At 63.5% G+C, this 16,662-nt stretch carries 16 protein-coding genes and 1 tRNA gene; 8 read left to right on the top strand and 9 right to left on the bottom strand.

What is annotated here, in order from left to right:
- Positions 1 to 7: 7 nt before the first annotated feature.
- On the bottom strand, positions 8 to 460 hold the full coding sequence (locus AC1Q5P_RS18885; protein ID WP_193827961.1) for a hypothetical protein: 453 nt from the start codon (positions 458 to 460) through the stop codon (positions 8 to 10).
- Positions 461 to 546: 86 nt separating this feature from the next.
- Positions 547 to 1,197 (bottom strand): PadR family transcriptional regulator, encoded by a 651-nt coding sequence (locus AC1Q5P_RS18880; RefSeq protein WP_492519761.1) that lies wholly within the window; start codon positions 1,195 to 1,197, stop codon positions 547 to 549.
- Positions 1,198 to 1,295: 98 nt separating this feature from the next.
- Here AC1Q5P_RS18880 and AC1Q5P_RS18875 point away from each other — a divergent pair, with 98 nt between their 5' ends.
- The 3 genes from AC1Q5P_RS18875 to AC1Q5P_RS18865 all read left to right on the top strand — a co-directional run bounded on the left by AC1Q5P_RS18875 (position 1,296) and on the right by AC1Q5P_RS18865 (position 3,605).
- A complete protein-coding gene (locus AC1Q5P_RS18875) occupies positions 1,296 to 2,618 on the top strand; it encodes a replication-associated recombination protein A (RefSeq protein WP_492519760.1) in 1,323 nt (440 codons plus the stop codon).
- Positions 2,615 to 3,499, top strand: a complete 885-nt coding sequence (locus AC1Q5P_RS18870; RefSeq protein ID WP_492519759.1) for a hypothetical protein — start codon at positions 2,615 to 2,617, stop codon at positions 3,497 to 3,499. Before AC1Q5P_RS18875 ends, AC1Q5P_RS18870 begins: the two co-directional genes overlap by 4 nt.
- Before the next feature lie 30 nt (positions 3,500 to 3,529).
- Positions 3,530 to 3,605, top strand: a tRNA-Thr gene (locus tag AC1Q5P_RS18865).
- A gap of 21 nt (positions 3,606 to 3,626) precedes the next feature.
- Here the strand turns inward: AC1Q5P_RS18865 and AC1Q5P_RS18860 are convergent.
- Complete coding sequence (locus AC1Q5P_RS18860; protein ID WP_039338640.1) at positions 3,627 to 3,860, bottom strand: hypothetical protein; 234 nt, start codon at positions 3,858 to 3,860, stop codon at positions 3,627 to 3,629.
- Between the two features lie 213 nt (positions 3,861 to 4,073).
- Between AC1Q5P_RS18860 and hppD the strand changes: the two genes are divergently transcribed.
- The 4 genes from hppD (at position 4,074) to AC1Q5P_RS18840 (ending at position 8,648) form a co-directional block, all read left to right on the top strand.
- Positions 4,074 to 5,192: a 4-hydroxyphenylpyruvate dioxygenase gene (gene hppD, locus AC1Q5P_RS18855; protein ID WP_369821001.1), complete on the top strand. Its 1,119-nt coding sequence runs from the start codon at positions 4,074 to 4,076 to the stop codon at positions 5,190 to 5,192.
- The gene (locus tag AC1Q5P_RS18850) at positions 5,189 to 5,731 is read left to right on the top strand and encodes a VOC family protein (RefSeq protein WP_039338638.1); all 543 of its coding nucleotides are present in this window, start codon (positions 5,189 to 5,191) and stop codon (positions 5,729 to 5,731) included. Before hppD ends, AC1Q5P_RS18850 begins: the two co-directional genes overlap by 4 nt.
- A gap of 86 nt (positions 5,732 to 5,817) precedes the next feature.
- Positions 5,818 to 6,339 carry a (2Fe-2S)-binding protein gene (locus tag AC1Q5P_RS18845; RefSeq protein ID WP_039338637.1) on the top strand — a complete coding sequence of 174 codons (522 nt, stop codon included), beginning with the start codon at positions 5,818 to 5,820 and terminating at the stop codon, positions 6,337 to 6,339.
- On the top strand, positions 6,336 to 8,648 hold the full coding sequence (locus tag AC1Q5P_RS18840) for a xanthine dehydrogenase family protein molybdopterin-binding subunit (RefSeq protein ID WP_492519758.1): 2,313 nt from the start codon (positions 6,336 to 6,338) through the stop codon (positions 8,646 to 8,648). The genes AC1Q5P_RS18845 and AC1Q5P_RS18840 overlap by 4 nt, the downstream gene beginning before the upstream one ends.
- A gap of 3 nt (positions 8,649 to 8,651) precedes the next feature.
- Here the strand turns inward: AC1Q5P_RS18840 and AC1Q5P_RS18835 are convergent, their stop codons facing one another.
- From AC1Q5P_RS18835 to AC1Q5P_RS18815, 5 genes are all read right to left on the bottom strand, one after another.
- A complete protein-coding gene (locus tag AC1Q5P_RS18835; protein WP_492519757.1) occupies positions 8,652 to 9,983 on the bottom strand; it encodes a glycoside hydrolase family 1 protein in 1,332 nt (443 codons plus the stop codon).
- A 1-nt stretch (position 9,984) separates the two neighbouring features.
- Positions 9,985 to 10,902, bottom strand: coding sequence for an alpha/beta hydrolase (locus tag AC1Q5P_RS18830; protein ID WP_492519756.1), 918 nt, complete (start codon positions 10,900 to 10,902; stop codon positions 9,985 to 9,987).
- Between the two features lie 92 nt (positions 10,903 to 10,994).
- Positions 10,995 to 13,373 carry a TonB-dependent receptor gene (locus AC1Q5P_RS18825; RefSeq protein WP_082013560.1) on the bottom strand — a complete coding sequence of 793 codons (2,379 nt, stop codon included), beginning with the start codon at positions 13,371 to 13,373 and terminating at the stop codon, positions 10,995 to 10,997.
- An 89-nt stretch (positions 13,374 to 13,462) separates the two neighbouring features.
- Positions 13,463 to 13,867, bottom strand: coding sequence for a C-glycoside deglycosidase beta subunit domain-containing protein (locus AC1Q5P_RS18820; protein WP_039338632.1), 405 nt, complete (start codon positions 13,865 to 13,867; stop codon positions 13,463 to 13,465).
- Entirely contained in the window at positions 13,860 to 14,777 is a 918-nt protein-coding gene (locus AC1Q5P_RS18815; RefSeq protein WP_492519755.1) for a sugar phosphate isomerase/epimerase family protein, read from the bottom strand. The genes AC1Q5P_RS18820 and AC1Q5P_RS18815 overlap by 8 nt, the downstream gene beginning before the upstream one ends.
- Positions 14,778 to 14,932: 155 nt before the next feature.
- On the opposite strand from AC1Q5P_RS18815, the gene AC1Q5P_RS18810 reads away from it, so the two are divergent.
- On the top strand, positions 14,933 to 15,547 hold the full coding sequence (locus AC1Q5P_RS18810) for a TetR/AcrR family transcriptional regulator (RefSeq protein WP_492519754.1): 615 nt from the start codon (positions 14,933 to 14,935) through the stop codon (positions 15,545 to 15,547).
- Between the two features lie 20 nt (positions 15,548 to 15,567).
- Here AC1Q5P_RS18810 and AC1Q5P_RS18805 read toward each other — a convergent pair whose 3' ends face one another.
- The gene (locus AC1Q5P_RS18805) at positions 15,568 to 16,095 is read right to left on the bottom strand and encodes a ferritin-like domain-containing protein (RefSeq protein WP_492519753.1); all 528 of its coding nucleotides are present in this window, start codon (positions 16,093 to 16,095) and stop codon (positions 15,568 to 15,570) included.
- Positions 16,096 to 16,662 lie beyond the last annotated feature (567 nt).

Raw genomic sequence — 16,662 nt, 5'->3', positions numbered from 1 at the left:
GCCAGGCTCAGTGCAGCACGCCTGCAGCCTTCATCCGGATCGCATACCACAGGAAGAACACGAGCGAGCCCCAGATCAGGAGGTTCATCGCCATCATTGCGCCCGAGTTCATGGATGTGGGCATCGTGCTGTCGAGAAGATGCGCAAGCTGGCTTGCGGCAAGGCCGCCCAGCGAAACCGCAAATGCCGTAACGGCATGGCGCGAACGCACCAGCAGCAGCAGCGAGCCTGCCAGCGAACCCCAGACACCAAGCGCCCAGAACGCGCTGAGCCAGGCGGGCATGGCGAGCATGTAGGCGATCTCGGCTTCAGTCATGCCGACGGACTTCATGTAACCAAGCGGATCGAGCTTGCTCATCGCGTAGTCGACGCAACCAAAGCTGTTCCATAACAGACTGATCACGCCGACAGCCCAGAGATGGCCCGGTGTCTTCACGGGATTGTCTTGCAGGTTATCCATGGGTCCTCTCCCCCTGTTACCCGGGGAGAGGATATCATGGCCCAATGCATCCTCAAAGCGGCGCGAAAGCGCGGATTCATGGAGCATCAGAGGCGTTCGATCCTGCGTGCGGCCTCGTCGAGGATGTCGGCAATGGCATGGGCAGTCTCGGTATCGAAACCTTCTGCCATGACGCGATTGCGCACGGCTGCGTGAAGGTTGCCCATTGCCCGGCGGACCGGCGGACTGTCCGCACGATCACGCTGTTCGCCCAGCGCCTTGAGCCGGGCGAGGACCGCGTCGATTTCCGCATCCTTGCCAACCAGTTCGGCCCGGCCACTGTCGGTAACAGCGAAAGCCTTGCGCGGGCCTTCACCTGCCTCTTCCGCGATCAGCCCTTCGTCAACCAGCAGGCTGAGCGTAGGGTAGACCACGCCCGGGCTTGGCGCATATTCGCCACTGGCAAGCTCGCCGATCGCGCGGATCAGGTCATAGCCATGGCGCGGCTGTTCTGCCACGAGATGCAGCAGAAGCAGGCGAAGCTCACCGCTACCGAACATGCGCCCGCCCCGACGACCGCCACCCCGGCCGCCCCGGCCACCGCCGAACGGGCCGCCACTGAACGGGCCGCCACCGGGGGGACCAACTTCGCCGAAGGGTCCGCCCTTTCCGAACGGGCCGCCGAACCGACCACCCATCATTGCCATCATCGCGACGGCATGCCGACCGCGTCCATGGCGGCCTTTTTCGAATCTCATGTATTCATATCCTTTCATGATGCGTCTAAGATATATCTTAAATGTATTCTGACAAGTGCCCCGTGCAATTTTTCTGCGCGCACCTTATCTCGGCGGAAATGGCCGACCTCTTCGCCCCGCCTCCACAGGACCGCCCGCCGCCCGAAGCCAGCGCCGCAGCGCCGCTGGCCGATCGCCTGCGCCCGCGCGAGCTTGCGGAAATCATCGGGCAAGACCACCTGACCGGTCCGGACGGCGCGATCGGGCGCATGGTCGCGGCGGGCAAGTTGACCTCGATGATTCTGTGGGGCCCGCCCGGCACCGGCAAGACCAGCATCGCGCGCCTGCTCGCCGAAGCGGTGGGCATGCGCTATGTCGCGATCAGTGCCGTGTTTTCAGGGGTCGCCGATCTCAAGAAGGCCTTTGCCGAAGCAGAAGCAATGGCACTGGCCGGCCGACGGACGCTGTTGTTTGTGGACGAAATTCACCGCTTCAACCGCGCGCAACAGGACGGTTTCCTCCCGTTCGTGGAAAACGGCACGGTAACGCTGGTCGGCGCGACGACCGAAAACCCCAGTTTCGCGCTGAACGCGGCGCTGCTGTCGCGGGCGCAGGTGCTGATCCTGCATCGGCTTGATGCCGCTGCGCTGGGTACGCTGCTGGACCGGGCCGAAGACATCACCGGCCTGCGCCTGCCGCTTACCCCGCCCGCCCGGGAAGCACTGGTCGCGTCCGCCGATGGCGACGGACGCTTCCTGCTGAATCAGGCGGAAATGCTGTTTGACGTATCGCTGCCGGCACCGCTCGATCCCGAGGGCCTGGGCAAGTTCCTCATGCGGCGCGTGGCGGTCTACGACAAGGACCGCGAAGGGCATTACAACCTCATCTCGGCCCTGCACAAGGCGGTGCGCGGCTCCGACCCGCAGGCCGCGCTCTATTACATGGCGCGCATGCTGGTGGCGGGCGAAGAGCCGCTTTACGTCCTGCGACGGCTGGTGCGCATGGCGGTGGAAGACATCGGCATGGCCGATCCGCAAGCGCTGGTGCAATGTCTTGCTGCCAAGGACGCGTACGAGTTCCTCGGCAGTCCGGAAGGCGAACTGGCGATCGTACAGGCCCTTCTCTACATTGCCACCGCACCCAAATCGAACGCGGCCTACATGGCGCACAAGGCGGCCTGGAAATCGGCCCGCGATACAGGATCGCTGATGCCGCCATCGAACATCCTCAACGCGCCGACCAAGCTGATGAAGGACATCGGCTACGGCAAGGGCTACCAGTACGACCACGACGCCGAGGACGGTTTTTCCGGCGCGAACTACTGGCCAGAAGGCATGCCACCCCAGACCTACTACGCCCCGGTCGAACGGGGGTTCGAGCGTGAGGTGGCAAAACGCCTGGAATGGTGGGAGCGCAAGCGCCGCGAGCGCCAGGGCGAATGACAGCTGGCAGTCATGGGAACCGCTTCGGTCATTTCATTGCGATAGACTGGTCTGGCGCAGCAGGAGAGCGGCACAAGGGCATCGCGCTTGCCATGGCGACACGCGGCAATGCTGCTCCCAGGAGCATCCGCCCCGGCCATCGCTGGTCGCGCAACGAGGTGCTGGACTATCTGCGCAACGAATTGCCGGACGATGCGCTTGTCGGCATGGACCTCGGCATCTCGCTGCCATTTGCGGATCACGGCGCATTCTTTCCCGGGTGGCGGGATACGCCAGCCAGTGCCCGCGAGCTTTGGGCGCTGATTGACGGGATTTGTGGGGACGAACCGCATCTCGGCGTCTCGGCCCTGGTCGATCACCCTGACTTGTGCGCCTTCTTCCGCCGTCACGGTGGCCGCGAAGGCGCTCTGTTCGGTGGCGGCCAGGGGAGGTTCCGGGCTACCGAGGCCGTCCAGCGCCGGATGGGTTGCAAGCCTTATTCGAATTTCAATCTCGTCGGCGCGGCGCAAGTCGGCAAGTCCAGCATGTCGGGGATGCGACTCCTGCACCGTCTGGCCGACCGCGCGAGCGTGTGGCCGGTGGATGGCCTGCCGGACGAGGGCCCGGTCATCTGCGAAATCTACACCACGATCGCGGCGATGGCGGCGGGACGGACGGCCTCGCGATCGAAGATGCGCTCGGCCTTGGAACTCGACGAAGCTCTCGGGGCTCTGGGCTCGCCTCCTTCCGGGCTTGCGGGTCAGCTCGACGACCATACCTGCGACGCACTGGTAACGGCTGCATGGCTGCGCACCGCCGCCCACGATCCCCGCCTGTGGCACCCCCGCGAACTTTCAGACGAAATTGCGCGCACCGAGGGCTGGACGTTTGGGGCCGTCTAAGGCTAGGGAGCGCTACGCGCACCGCGCAACGCCGGCTTAGCTCAGTTGGTAGAGCACCTGATTTGTAATCAGGGGGCCACGGGTTCGAATCCTGTAGCCGGCACCATTTTTCGCAGCGCTGTGAACGTCAGGTGTCGTTGTCGGCAATTCGCGCAAGCAATCGCTCGAGACGCTGAACCTGTTCCGTCTGAAGCGCCCTTATCTCCTGATAGATCTCAGCCAGTTCAGGGGAATCGACGGCTGTTGCAAGGTCGGAAAGGGTCACGTCATGATCGTCGCTGACGCGGAAAGCCGTGCGCAGATGCGCGGCAATCTCGCGCAGGCGCTGATCGCTGGGACCTGACCGAACCCCACCATGCATGGCTCCTTCTACCATGGTTGCCTGAAAATACGAAGAATTCGATCGATGCCGCGCGGCGCGGCCTTGGCACGGTTCGGCTCGTCGCAAGGCAGAGGTCGTGCGACGCGTGCTGACATGATGCAGATTCTCCACGACAGGAAGGCTTCAATCTGGTATTAAATGAAACCAGTTTTGTATAAGCACCGCTTTCGCGCGGGTGAATCGGAGATATCCTTGAGCCAGTCCCCAAGTTCGACCGACCTGTTCGAAAACCCGTTGGGCCTCGATGGCTTCGAGTTCATCGAATTTTCCGCCCCCGAGGCCGGGAGCCTCGAACCGGTGTTCCGGCGAATGGGCTTCACCCATATCGCCAACCACCGCTCGAAAGCCGTGCAACTGTGGCGCCAGGGCGGCATCAATCTCATCGCCAACTACGAGCCGCGCAGTCCTGCCGCCTATTTCGCCGCCGAACACGGGCCGTCCGCCTGCGGCATGGGCTGGCGCGTGCGCAACGCGGCCAGGGCCTATGCCACCGCGATCGAACGTGGGGCAGAGCCGGTCGAAGTGCGCACCGGTCCGATGGAACTGCGCCTGCCGGCCATCCGGGGCATCGGCGGTTCGATCATCTACCTGATCGACCGCTACGAGGGCGGCGCGTTCGGCGATCTTTCGATCTATGACATCGACTTCGAATACCTGCCGGAGGTGGACCGTCACCCCGTGGGAGCGGGTTTCCACACGATCGATCATCTCACCCACAACGTCTACGGCGGGCGCATGGCCCACTGGGCAGCGTTTTACGAGCGCGTGTTCGGCTTCCGCGAGATCCGCTATTTCGACATCAAGGGCGAATACACCGGCCTCACCAGTCGCGCGATGACTGCGCCGGACGGGAAGATCCGCATTCCCCTGAACGAGGAAGCGAAGGCCGGTGGCGGGCAGATCGAGGAATTCCTGCGCGCCTACAATGGCGAGGGCATCCAGCACATTGCCTTTGCCTGTGATGACCTGATCGGCGGCTGGGACAGGCTCAAGGCCACCGGCACACCGTTCATGTCGCCCCCGCCCGACACCTACTACGAGATGCTGGACGAACGCCTGCCCGGCCATGGCGAGCCGGTGGACGAACTGAAGCGCCGCGGCATCCTGCTCGATGGCTCGACCGAAAAGGGCGATCCGCGCCTGCTGCTGCAGATCTTCTCGGAAACCCAGATCGGCCCGGTGTTTTTCGAGTTCATCCAGCGCAAGAAGGACGAGGGCTTCGGCGAAGGCAACTTCACCGCGCTGTTCCAGTCCATGGAGCGCGATCAGATGCGCCGTGGCGTCCTCCAGGTCGAGGAGACGGCAGAATGATCCCGCAGATCAAGCGCATCCACCATGTCGCCTATCGCTGCCGCGACGCGAAGGAAACGGTCGACTGGTACGAGCGCGTGATGGGCATGCGCTACACCACCGCATTCGCCGAGGACAAGGTGCCCTCCACCGGCGAAGACGACCCCTACATGCACGTCTTCCTCGACTGCGGGGGCGGCAACGTGCTGGCTTTCTTCGAACTGCCGAACCAGCCCGAAATGGGCAAGGATCCCAATACGCCCGCTTGGGTCCAGCACATCGCCTTCGAGGTGGAGGACGAGGCAGCCCTGCAGGCAGCCAAGGCTCATCTCGAGGCGGAAGGCGTGGACGTGCTGGGGCCGACCTACCATGGCATCTTCCGCTCGATCTATTTCTTCGATCCCAACGGCCACCGGCTCGAGCTGGCCTGCAACATCGGCACGGCAGAGCAATATGCCGAACTGGCCGATCTTGCACCGGTGATGCTTGAGGAATGGAGCCAGACCAAGCGCGCCCCACGCCATGCCGAATGGCTGCACAAGGACCCGGCAACGGCCTGACCAAAGGAACAGGGACGCGCCCTCCTTCGCTGTTCAACGGCGGAATTTGCCGTTAGAACAGTTTCTTCATCGAGGGGGAGTTGCGTGTGACCAAGATCGTCGTCAACGGAAAGCAGCGCGAGGTTAAGGCTTCGCCCGATACGCCTCTGCTCTATGTCCTTCGCAACGAACTGGACGTGATGGGCGTGAAGTTCGGCTGCGGCCTTGCGCAATGCGGGGCTTGCTCGATCCTGCTTGGCGACGAAGAGGTGCGCGCCTGCGTGACGCCGGTTTCGGCGGTGGAAGGCAAGCCGGTCACCACGGTTGACGGCCTGCCCGCGCGCTGGGCCGAGAAAAAGGGCCTCGCGCCCGACCCTCAGCGGCTGCACCCGGTCCAGCAGGCGTGGGTGGACGAACAGGTGCCGCAGTGCGGGATCTGCCAGTTCGGCATGATGATCAAGGTTACCGAACTTCTCGAGGCGAACCCCAAGCCGACCGACGCGGATATCCGCGAGGCGCTGACCAATTCCGGCCCCTCCCCGCACTTGTGCCGCTGCGGCAGCTATGCCGCGATCCTCGAAGGCGCGCACCGTGCGGCCAAGCTGATGGCCGAGGGAGGCGCAGCATGAGCGCAGCCCTCGACATCCACGGCGCCCGACTTTCCCGCCGCGCCTTCATCGGCAGCGGGGGAGCGCTCGCCGTCGCGGTCAGCCTGCCGGTCAAGGCTTCGCCAACCGCCGCCCCGGCCTCGCTCGACGCAACCACGGCTGCCAGCTGGATCGAGCTCAAGGCGGATGGAACGGTCACGATCCGCACCGGCAAATGCGATTTCGGCCAGAGCAGCGTCAACACCGCCTATCGCCAGATCGTGGCCGAGGAACTGTGCGTCCCGCTCTCGGCGATGACCACGGTGATCACCGGCGACACCGACCGCACGCCCGATGGCGGCGGCACGTTCTGGTTGCTTGGCTATGTCCAGAACCTGCGCAAGGTTGCCGCCTACATGCGCGAGGCGGCGCTTGAACTCGCCGCGGGCAAGCTTGGGGTCGACCGCAAGGCGTTGAGCGTGAAGGACGGCGTCATCTCCGGCGGCGGCAAGGCGATAAGCTATGCCGATCTCGTGAAAGGACAGGACCTCAAGCTGACGATCCCGGTAGAAGGCGAACTGACCAGCCCGATGGGCCTGACGGTCAAGGGCGAGCCGCCGCTGAAACCGGTGTCCGAATACACGATCATTGGCAAGCCATCGGCCAACCCCATGACCCGCCCCAAGGTTTCAGGCGAAGCGGTCTGGGTCGGCGACGTCAAGTTGCCGGGCATGCTCCACGCCCGCACCATCCACCCCGCAACTCTGGGTTCGAAGCTGGTCAAGGCCGGGAAGCTGGACGGCGCGCAGTTTCCGGGCGCGCGACTGGTGACGATCGGCAACCTCCTTGCCGTGGTTTCACCTGACGAGTGGGAGGCGGTACAGGCTGCTCAGGCTGTTGCCGCCGAGACGCAGTGGAGCGATTGGCAGGGCCTGCCCGGCCACGAAGGCCTGGCAGACCATTTGCGGTCGAAGGCCGACTGGACCGTCTTCCCGTCACGCGATGGCGCGGCCAACAAGGGTGAGCCCGAAAAGGTGCCCGCTGCGCGGGAGCACAAGGCATCGTACTTCCTGCCTTACCACAAGCACGCCCCGATCGGCCCGATGGTCACATTGGCCGACTACCGCCCCGATGGCTCGGTCACCCTGCACACTCTCAGCCAGAACCCCCAGCATCTACGCCACATGATCGCCAGGATGCTCGGCGTGGGCGAGGACAAGGTGGTAGTGCGCACCTATCCAGGGTCGGGCCACTATGGCCGCTCCAATGGTGGCAGCGCAGGGAGCGAGGACGAAGCCGTGCTTCTCTCGCGCGAACTTGTCCGGCCGGTGCGTGTGCAGTGGATGCGCGCCGACGAGATGCAGTGGACCACGCAATCCTCGTGCGCGCTGGCGGATATCGCCATCAAGCTCGACAAGGACGGGCGCATTGCAGGCTATGCAGCCGAACACCGCGTGCCGCCGATGCAGGATGATCGCCTGGTCGGTGCGCTGCTTGCCGGCCTGCCGGTGATCGATGCCCCTGCGGCCGTTACCAAGGATCCGTTCCAGAACGGCATCAATGAGATGCAGGATACCTGGGTCTACGGCAACGTCCCCGCCGTGCACGAAAAGGCGATGAGCACCTGGCAGATCGGCGAGAAGGAATCGCCGATCGCAGTGGGCCTGCGGGACCATTCGATGCGCACGCCGATCCAGTTCCAGCAGAACTTCCCGCGTGAAGTGGCAATGAGCGAAGCGGCCATGCTGGCGGGCAAGGACGCGCTGCAATTCCGCCTCGATCACGTTACCGACCCGCGTTTCAAGGCGATCATCGAGAAGCTGCGCACCGAGTCCGCTTGGGACAGCCGCCCCTCACCCGCCCCCGGCGCCCGCGCCAGCGGAAAAGGCGTGGTCAAGGGCCGCGGCATGTCGATCATGCTGCGCGACAACGGCTACTGGGCCTGCGCGGCGCACGTCGCGGTCATGCCGGAGAGCGGTGAAGTCAAGGTCGAACGGATGACCATGGTCGCCGATGTCGGCATCGTCATCAATCCGCTGCAGTTGCGCCGCCAGATTCAGGCTGGCTGCCTGATGGGCGTGAGCCAGGCGCTGCATGAGGAAGTCAGCTTCGACCGAGGCGCGATCACCGCGGCCGACTGGGCCAGCTACCCGATCCTGACCATGGCCGAAGCGCCCGAGATCAAGGTGGTGTTCGAAACCAACCTTGCTGCGGGCAACTATGGCCAAGGTTCGGAAAGCGCCAACGCCCTGGCCGCCCCGGCCATTGCCGCAGCCGTCCTTGACGCCACCGGCAAACCCGTGCGCCGCCTGCCGCTCCGACCGGCATACGTCAAAGCGGCGCTGGCCTGAGTCCTAGAGCGAGTTCCTTCGCGCGATCGAGCCCAGCATTTCGGCGCTGGGCTTGGCCGTGCGCTTGAACGTCTCGCGGTCGAACGAATGCAGCCCGAAGCGGTGGTGGTAGCCGAAGCCCCATTCGAAGTTGTCGATCAGCGACCAGTGGAAATAGCCGCGCACCGGTACGCCATCGTCCATTGTCCGCTTCAATTCGGCAAGCGCGGCCGGGATCAGCCACTGGCGCAAGGCATCGTCGTCGGAATTGACGCCGTGCTCGGTGACGTAGACCGGTAGCTTGGTAACCTCGTAGGCATACCGCACCGCACCAGCCAGAGAGCCCGGCCAGACCTCGATCCCGCCGGCATTGCGGCGCGCATCGGCAGGTGCGGGTAGCGGACCTTTGGCATTCCACACCTTGCGCTCATAGTTCTGCACGCCAATGAAATCGCAGGTCTCACGCGCCAGGCGCAGCCACTCATTGTAGTAGCGCTCGCGGATCTGATCGCGCATGGAATTCTTGCCGACCGCCTGATCGTCGAGGATTGCCAGGCTCACGCCCACCGGAAGGTCAGGCCGCACCGCCTTGATCGCAGCAACGCCGCGACGATGCCCTTCCATCATGTTGGCGCGGTAGGTCTTCGGGTCCTTGATGTAGAGCGAGACGCCCGGCGTATAGAGCGGCACGCCAAGCTGCTTTGCGGCGGCTTCCTGCGTCGCCTTGTCACCGGCAAGCAGCTGTGGCGGCAGGATTTCGCCGATCACACCTGCGAGGTTCGGCTCGTTGAGCGTGGTGGCGAGTTCGATGCCCGCAGCCAGATGCCGCGCGGAGCGATCGCAGAAGCGGGCGAACAGCGTGGGCGATTCAGGATTGTGCCATCCGCCCTTGGCAGCGAACCAGCGCGGGGTGGTAAAGTGGTTGAAGGTGACGACCGGCTTGAGGCCCCGCGCGCGGCACCCTTCGATCATCGCCTTGTAATGATCGAGCATGGCGTTGGAGAAATGTCCCTCGTCGGGCTCGATCCGCGCCCATTCCAGGCTGAAGCGATAGGAATTGAGGCCCATGCCCTTCACCAGATCGAGATCGACCGGCCAGAGTTCGAAGCTGTTTGCGGCATCGCCTGATCGCTCGGCGAAGATCGTGCCGGGGACGTTCTCGATCACCCACAGGTCGGCGTTGAGATTGTTGCCCTCGATCTGGTGCGCGGCAGTTGCAGCGCCCCACAGGAACCCTTCGGGAAACCTCGGATCAATTGGCTTCATCTTCGCACCCCGCGCGAGCGCACTACCGCTGACCGCGGCGGAAGCGCCGAGGGCCACGGCCGAAGCCATCAAGCTGCGACGATCGATCATCTCACTTCTTCTCCGTTGCCAGCAGGCCCTGCGTACGCATCCAGCGATACATCAACTCAAGCCATCCTTCCGCAGGAGAGCCAGCGGGTCCGGCCCCGAAACCGTGACCGCCCGATGAAAGAAGGTGGAATTCGATCGACTTGCCGGCAGCGCGATAACTGTCGAGCAGCGGCAGACCCTTTTCGCGCGCCAGCAGAAAATCATCGGCTGCAATGGCCACGAACATCGGCGGCGCATCGGCAGGGACAGTCATGGCAGCCATGTTGGGATAGATCGGCGCGGCAAAGTCGGGCCGATCTGCGCCACCCTTCTCCGCCACGCTGCGCGTCAGGAAGCCCCCTGCCGAAAAGCCCATGAAGCCGACGCGCTTCGGGTCGATGCCGAAGGTGGCGGCATTGGCGCGGACGTGCCGCAGTGCTGCAAGTCCATCTTCGAGCGCTTCGGCGGGCGTGTCGGCCGGAGGAGCAAAGGCGGCCTTCTGCCCGCTGATCATCTTGTCGAGTTCGGCGACGAAGACTTTCTGGTCAGGCGGCGTGGCTAAGGTGCGGTACTTGAGCACGAACGCGGTCACGCCGTGATTGGCGAACCAGCGGGCTACTTCCCACCCTTCCTTGTCCATCTCGAGGCCGAGGAAAGCCCCGCCAGGAGCAATGATCACCGACGCGGGCGACGGCTTGCCGACGGGCTGGAATACGGTGAGCGTCGGCCGGGTGACGTTGCGCACGGCATAGCGCCCAAGGTCGCTGGGATGCCAGACCTCGCGGTCCACCTTCCCGGCTGTGGGCAGGGTGAAGGTGTTCGGCTGGGCGGGTGCGGCGACCGTCTCGGTTGAAATGCCGCTCTGCGCATCCACGGATGCGCTCGCTAGGAGCGCAAGGCTCAGGCCAAGCATCGAATGCCGAAGTGCGGCCATGATCATCCAGTTCATCCTTCTCGACAGGTGCCGGTCCGCTCTTCGACGGATGCGACAGAAGCAAAGGCCGCCACCCGAAGGCGGCGGCCCCTCTTGCATCAGAAGTTGATGCCTGCCCGCACGCCGACGGTGCGGACTGATTCAAAGCTGAAGCGCTGGTTCAGCGTCAGCACTGGCGGAGCAACACCAACCGGGTTGGCATCGCCACCGTCCGAACCGACAGAGATCGGACGGATCTCGTTCGTGCAGTTCTTGCAGAACAGGCTGATGGTCCAGTTGTCTGCCTTCACGCCGGCACGCAGGTCGATCGTATCCCAGGTCGGGATCGTGAACGGTGCGCCGATACCGGCAGATTGCGGCGAGCGGTGGTAGTAGCCGACGCCGAACTGTGCTTCGAGGCCTTCCGAGATCGGCGCAGCATATTCAGCGCCAAGCGTCGCGGTGAACTTGGACGACAGCGGCAGCTGGTAGCCCTTGGCGTTGAACGTGCCGACGAAGCCGGGCAGCGACGAGTTGATGTCGGCCTTGCAGCCGCCGGTCGTCTGCGTCGGGTAGCACTGCGCGCCCGGGTAGTCGTCGAACGTCGCATCGGCATACGACGCCGAACCCGACAGGGTCAGGCCTTCGAAGGGCCGTGCCTGGAACGAGAAGTCGATGCCCTTGGTCGTTGCCGTGGCCGCGTTGCCCAGCACGAAGGTGCGGAGCGCCTGCACGAAGGCCTGAACCTGCAGGTCATAGAACTTCGTGTAGAAGCCTGAAACGCTGAAGGTCAGCGCGCCATCGAGAGCCTTGCCCTTGATGCCGAGTTCACCACCGCGCGAGATTTCCGGACGTACGGCGAGATCGGCATTCGGCGCGGGTGCCGTGTTCGAGAAGCCCGGTCCCTTGAAGCCTTCGCCGTAGAAACCGTAGACCATCAGGTCCGGCGTCGCCTGCCAGTCGAAGCCCAGCTTGTAGCTGAGATCGGTGGCGTCGGTGCTCTGGTCGGTGACGTTCTTCTTCACGCCAAGCGTGACGAAGTAGTTTCCGAAGTTCTCGCGCAAGTTGATCTGCGCCTTTTCGTAGGTCAGTCGCGCACCAGCGGTCAGCTTGAGGGTGTCGGTCAGCTGGTAGCCGAGCTGGCCGAACGCAGCATAGCTGTCGTTCTGCAGGCGATACTGGAAGTCCTGGCCGAGGAACGAGCGGTTGTTCACGCCACAAGCGGGCGGCGGCCCTTGCGTCACAGTGGCACCGATGCAGAACGGGAAGCCGACCGCGACAAAGTCTGGCACGCCGTTGTTGCCACCACGGTAGCCGGAACTGTTGCCGACCGAGCGGTAGTAGTAGAGCCCGAACTGACCCGACAGGGCATTGCCGCTCGGGAGGGCCAGACGCAGTTCCTGCGAGTACTGGTCGTACTTCTGATTGGCACCGTTGAAGCTGAAAAAGTTGAACGGCGTCTGGTCGGAATCGAACTGGAAATCGACCTTGGCCTGCTTCCACGCGGTGATGCTGCTCAGCTCCATGCCGTTGCCGAGGCGCAGGTTGATGTTGGCCTGAAGGCCGCCGGTATCGCTGTCACGGAAATTCGGCGCTTCAGCCGCGAAGTTCAGGTTGTCCGTACCTGCGACAAGGCCACGCGCAGGGTACTGGCTGCCGGGGCCGAACTGGCGGAAGGTGATGTCATAGCGGCCAGTGATGCCGCGCTGCCGGTTGTAGTCGCCAATCACGTAGACCGAGAGGTTGTCGGTCGGCTCGAACAGCAGCTTTGCACGCAGGCCAAGGTTCTCGAGGCCCAGATCGTTGCGGACTGCCGGATTGACCTTGGGGACGGTGATCGGGTCCTGGTCGCTGTAGATGGCGTTGAGGCGCAGCGCCGCCTTGTCACCCAGCGGAGCGTTGACCGTCGAGCGGATCTGGTACCCCGTGCCATCGTCGCCCGGGCGCGCGCGCTGCACCAGTTCGCCATCGGCGGTGAATGACAGTTCGCCGAGCTTGGGCTTGTTGGTGGTGATGTTGACCAGACCGGCCGAAGCATTCTTGCCGAACAGGAGGCCCTGCGGCCCGTTGAGGACTTCGACGCGAGCAACGTCGTAGAAGGCATTGGCGGCATATTCACGGTTGCCGAGAACGACATCGTCGATGACCTGCGAGACGCTGGCCTCGACAGTGTTCGAGAACGTTGCCGTACCGACACCCCGTACCGAGAAGGTATTGTCCTGCGCGACCTGAAGGCTCGGTGCGAGCTTGGTCACGGCGGTAAGATCATTGGCGCCGCGCTGGATCAGCTGCTCCGAGCCGACCACGGTCACGCTGACCGGGACCTTGAGCACGTTCTCGCTGCGACGCTGGGCAGTAACGATGATTTCGCCGGGTGCCGAGGCTTCGTCCGCTGCCGACTGGTCGGCAGCCTGGGCGAATGCGGGTACAGACGAGAACAGCGCGATGGCTGCAATTGATGCCGACTGCACGAGCCGGGTCTTCCTGCTGATGTTCACGGATTATCCTCCCTCTGAACGATTATGCGGAAATGTGCTGGTGCCCACCGGTCCGCACCGCCGGCGCTCCACCCCGGAGGTTCGGCCCTTCAGGGGAGGATGATCGTCGCGTGGCGTTCGTTGCGGACGATGGCGGGTTGAAATTCGGGCGGGAAATAGGGGTGGCGGTATCGGATCGCGCTGCCCACGAGATGAACCCCGCGCGTCAGGCCGCCCTCCTTGGGAACGACCACGGTGAAGTAGTCGCCAACGTAAAGACGGGTCTGCGTCGCTTCGTTCAGTTCATCCCGGGTATATTCCTTGTCGCCGAGACGGAACAGGTTGCCCTCGGCGGGATAGACGACGCCGTCGACGGTAATGTCCACGCCCTCGATCAGGCTCAGCCGCGAGGAGCGGTAGTTGGCCTGACGGATGCGGACTTCAAATCCGGTGCGGGCGCCTTCAGGCCCCACGTTGCGGAAGCCGGTGCTCTGGATATGGCTGCGCTCAAGCATTGGCCGTCTCCATGTTCGCGGCGTCATGTTCCTCTTCGAGCTTGCGGATCAGCGCGTGCTGGCGGCGCACCTGCTCGATCGCCACCCACGGGTCGCGCTTGCCCTCGTACTCGCTCGACAGATAACCAGCGTATCCCAGCTTCTTGAGCATCGGCACGATGCGCTCCCACGGGATCTGATGGTCGTGCAGCGTCTCGTCGATGTTGTGGAACTTCGCCTGGATGAACGGCACGTACTGGATCACGTCGGCCAGATGCTCGACCGGCGTGTTGATGCCATTGAGGAAGCTCAGCGCGCCCTTCTTGATCTCGTCGGTGATGCCACCGCCCCAGTGATCGATCGGGCGATCCTGAAAGATGCCGGTGTCGATCATCAGGCCGAAGTTCTTCGTGCCGGTGCGCTCGATGAACTTCACATAGGCGTCGGTGACGGGGTGGCGGATCGGCGTGGGTGAATGGATCTCGGGCAGGATCACCAGGTCGAGCTGGTGCGCCAGATCGAGATTGCGCTCGACCGCACCTTCCCAGATCGGGTCGGGCGTCAGGTCATGGTCGATCACGCCAAACTTGGGCCGGATGAACTTGAAACCCAGCTTGTGCGCCAGACGCAGGTCTTGCGCGATTTGCGCCGCGCCCTCTTCGACGCTCATGTTCCGGTCCAGCTGGATGCGCGTGTCGACCCAGCAAGCGAAATTCGTCGGCTCGAGCCGAAAGCGCTCAAGCTTGGCAAACCAGTCGTCGATCCACGCAACGGGCGGCTCAGGATAGAGCGGCACGCTCGTCTCGCCAAGGATCTCGATGCCGGTGGAACCCGTGTCGGCAACATGATCGAACGCATCGTCCAGCGTCATCACCGTGCCGAAGTCATCAGTGTAGCTGTACAGCGATACGCCGTACTTGAAGCTGCTCACGCTAACCTCTCCTATCGCGGCGGCGTCCGGATTGACGCTATTGATCACCGCTTATTTGACCCCCTATTAAGCGATGATCAATACGAAGGCAAGGGGGGGCAAGAGGGTGCGCATGCGGCTTGCGCATTGGCGTCAAACCAAGCAAAGCTGCAGGAATGACGGGGAACGCAGCGACAAGGGAACGGCGGGGCAAGCCTTCGCACCGCGATGATCTACGCAGCGAGCTGCTCGCAGCGGCCTGCGCTTTCGTCGCGCGCGAAGGTCATGAAGGGTTGTCGATTCGAAAGCTGGCTGAGGAGATCGGCGTGTCCCCCGGGGCGCCGTATCACCATTTCCCCGATCGACGGGCGCTGCTCGTTGCGGTGGCCCTCGAAGGGTATCGCCAACTTTTCGCCGAAACCGAAAAAGCGATCGCAGATGCGCCAGAGGAAGTGCTTTTCGCCAACCTTCTTCACTTCATCCGGTTCGCTGCTGCAAATCCGAACATGTTCACGCTGATGTACGAAAGCGAACTGGTCCGCCCACAGCTTGCGCCCGAGCTTGCCCCTGAACAGGAAGTGGGCTTCCAGATGCTGCGACGTGAAGTCTCGCGCGCCACGGGGCACTTGTCCGAGCGTGAGCGCAGCCTGCGCATCGCCACGATCTGGAGCGCGATCTTCGGGTTCGCGCTTCAGACAAACCGAGCGATGCTGCGCGCACATCCGTTGGAACCAATGCCGGACGAACTCGCACCTGAGATCGTCCGGCAGGCACTCAGGCTGATGGCCTGATGGTCAGGAAAACGGCTGGCTCAGCGGGCAAGTCCGTGCTTCAGGTTGCGCATCTGGTCATGGCCTTCGCGCACTGAGCCCCAGGCCTCGTTGACGGCCTGCCTCGCAATAGCCGAGAGGTCCGCATTGTTCATCGCGGTCTCGAACTTTTCCTTCAGATAGTCTTCGCCACGTTCGACCTCGTTGATGATAGCCTTGTCGTCGCGGCCCATGACTGCCGACTTCAGATCGACAAACGCGCGATGGATCGCCCCCATGGTCGAACTGTCGTCCTCGGGATTCCCACCAAGCTGGCCAACTGCAGCCTGCAGTTTAGTTACCACCGACTGCCGTTCGCGGGCACGGTCAAGGAAGATGCGGCGATATTGTTCGTTGTCGACATCTTCGGCTGATGTCTGGTAGCCCTCGACGCTGTCCAGCAATGTCGCAATCAGCGTGTTGAGTACGGTGACATCGCCATCCGGATCGCCGCCAGTCACACTCGCCCCGTTCATGCTTGCCCCGTTCGTGCTTGCCGTCGTGCCGAATGTCGTGTTGTTCGAATCCATGATTAATCTCCGGTTGAGGGTGTCCCCCCTTCAACGGTCGGAAGCCGTCGGCGGGTCCGGGCCAATTCGCTGCCGTGGCAACGGCATCCCCCACGCAGCGGGCGTTCTGTCGATTTACCAAGCCGATCGGTGGCGTCGCCCCAGGCGGGAGACGATGAGCGATGCTGCGTCGCCTCGCCTTGCCCCGGCCAAGCACTGTGGATGAGCTGTCCGATGGCGTGGATGGTTGCAAATCGGAGATTCGCAAGTTTGCGGAATTGCATTTGACAGGCCAAGCCGTGGAATGCACGGAGGCTGCGCGGAAGGCCGCTCACGGCCCTGATCTGTCCGGGAAACCCGTGCCTGCGGTATCTCCTGACCGGCCTGCGGGCTGCTGATACAGGGTTGAGAGCGCGCTGTGGCGAACTTTGCACCAGTGAACAGGGCGGCAAGCTTCATGCTTCCTGCGTACTGGTGGTCGATATGGCGCTCGGCGCCAAGGAGATGTTGAATGAACGTCCATGAGTACCAGGCGAAGGAACTGCTTGCGAAGTTTGGTGTCGGCATTCCGGCTGGGATTGCGGCGCT

Source organism: Novosphingobium sp. GW835-FHT14H07 (assembly GCF_058793515.1).
This window is presented reverse-complemented; position numbering and strand designations above follow the sequence as displayed.

Excerpts from the sequence above, each read along its gene's own strand:
- AC1Q5P_RS18885 (WP_193827961.1), bottom strand. The coding sequence starts at position 460 with ATGGATAACCTGCAAGACAATCCCGTGAAGACACCGGGCCATCTCTGG.
- AC1Q5P_RS18880 (WP_492519761.1), bottom strand. The coding sequence starts at position 1,197 with ATGAGATTCGAAAAAGGCCGCCATGGACGCGGTCGGCATGCCGTCGCG.
- AC1Q5P_RS18875 (WP_492519760.1), top strand. The coding sequence starts at position 1,296 with ATGGCCGACCTCTTCGCCCCGCCTCCACAGGACCGCCCGCCGCCCGAA.
- AC1Q5P_RS18870 (WP_492519759.1), top strand. The coding sequence starts at position 2,615 with ATGACAGCTGGCAGTCATGGGAACCGCTTCGGTCATTTCATTGCGATA.
- AC1Q5P_RS18860 (WP_039338640.1), bottom strand. The coding sequence starts at position 3,860 with ATGCATGGTGGGGTTCGGTCAGGTCCCAGCGATCAGCGCCTGCGCGAG.
- AC1Q5P_RS18850 (WP_039338638.1), top strand. The coding sequence starts at position 5,189 with ATGATCCCGCAGATCAAGCGCATCCACCATGTCGCCTATCGCTGCCGC.
- AC1Q5P_RS18840 (WP_492519758.1), top strand. The coding sequence starts at position 6,336 with ATGAGCGCAGCCCTCGACATCCACGGCGCCCGACTTTCCCGCCGCGCC.
- AC1Q5P_RS18835 (WP_492519757.1), bottom strand. The coding sequence starts at position 9,983 with ATGATCGATCGTCGCAGCTTGATGGCTTCGGCCGTGGCCCTCGGCGCT.
- AC1Q5P_RS18830 (WP_492519756.1), bottom strand. The coding sequence starts at position 10,902 with ATGATCATGGCCGCACTTCGGCATTCGATGCTTGGCCTGAGCCTTGCG.
- AC1Q5P_RS18820 (WP_039338632.1), bottom strand. The coding sequence starts at position 13,867 with ATGCTTGAGCGCAGCCATATCCAGAGCACCGGCTTCCGCAACGTGGGG.
- AC1Q5P_RS18810 (WP_492519754.1), top strand. The coding sequence starts at position 14,933 with ATGACGGGGAACGCAGCGACAAGGGAACGGCGGGGCAAGCCTTCGCAC.
- AC1Q5P_RS18805 (WP_492519753.1), bottom strand. The coding sequence starts at position 16,095 with ATGGATTCGAACAACACGACATTCGGCACGACGGCAAGCACGAACGGG.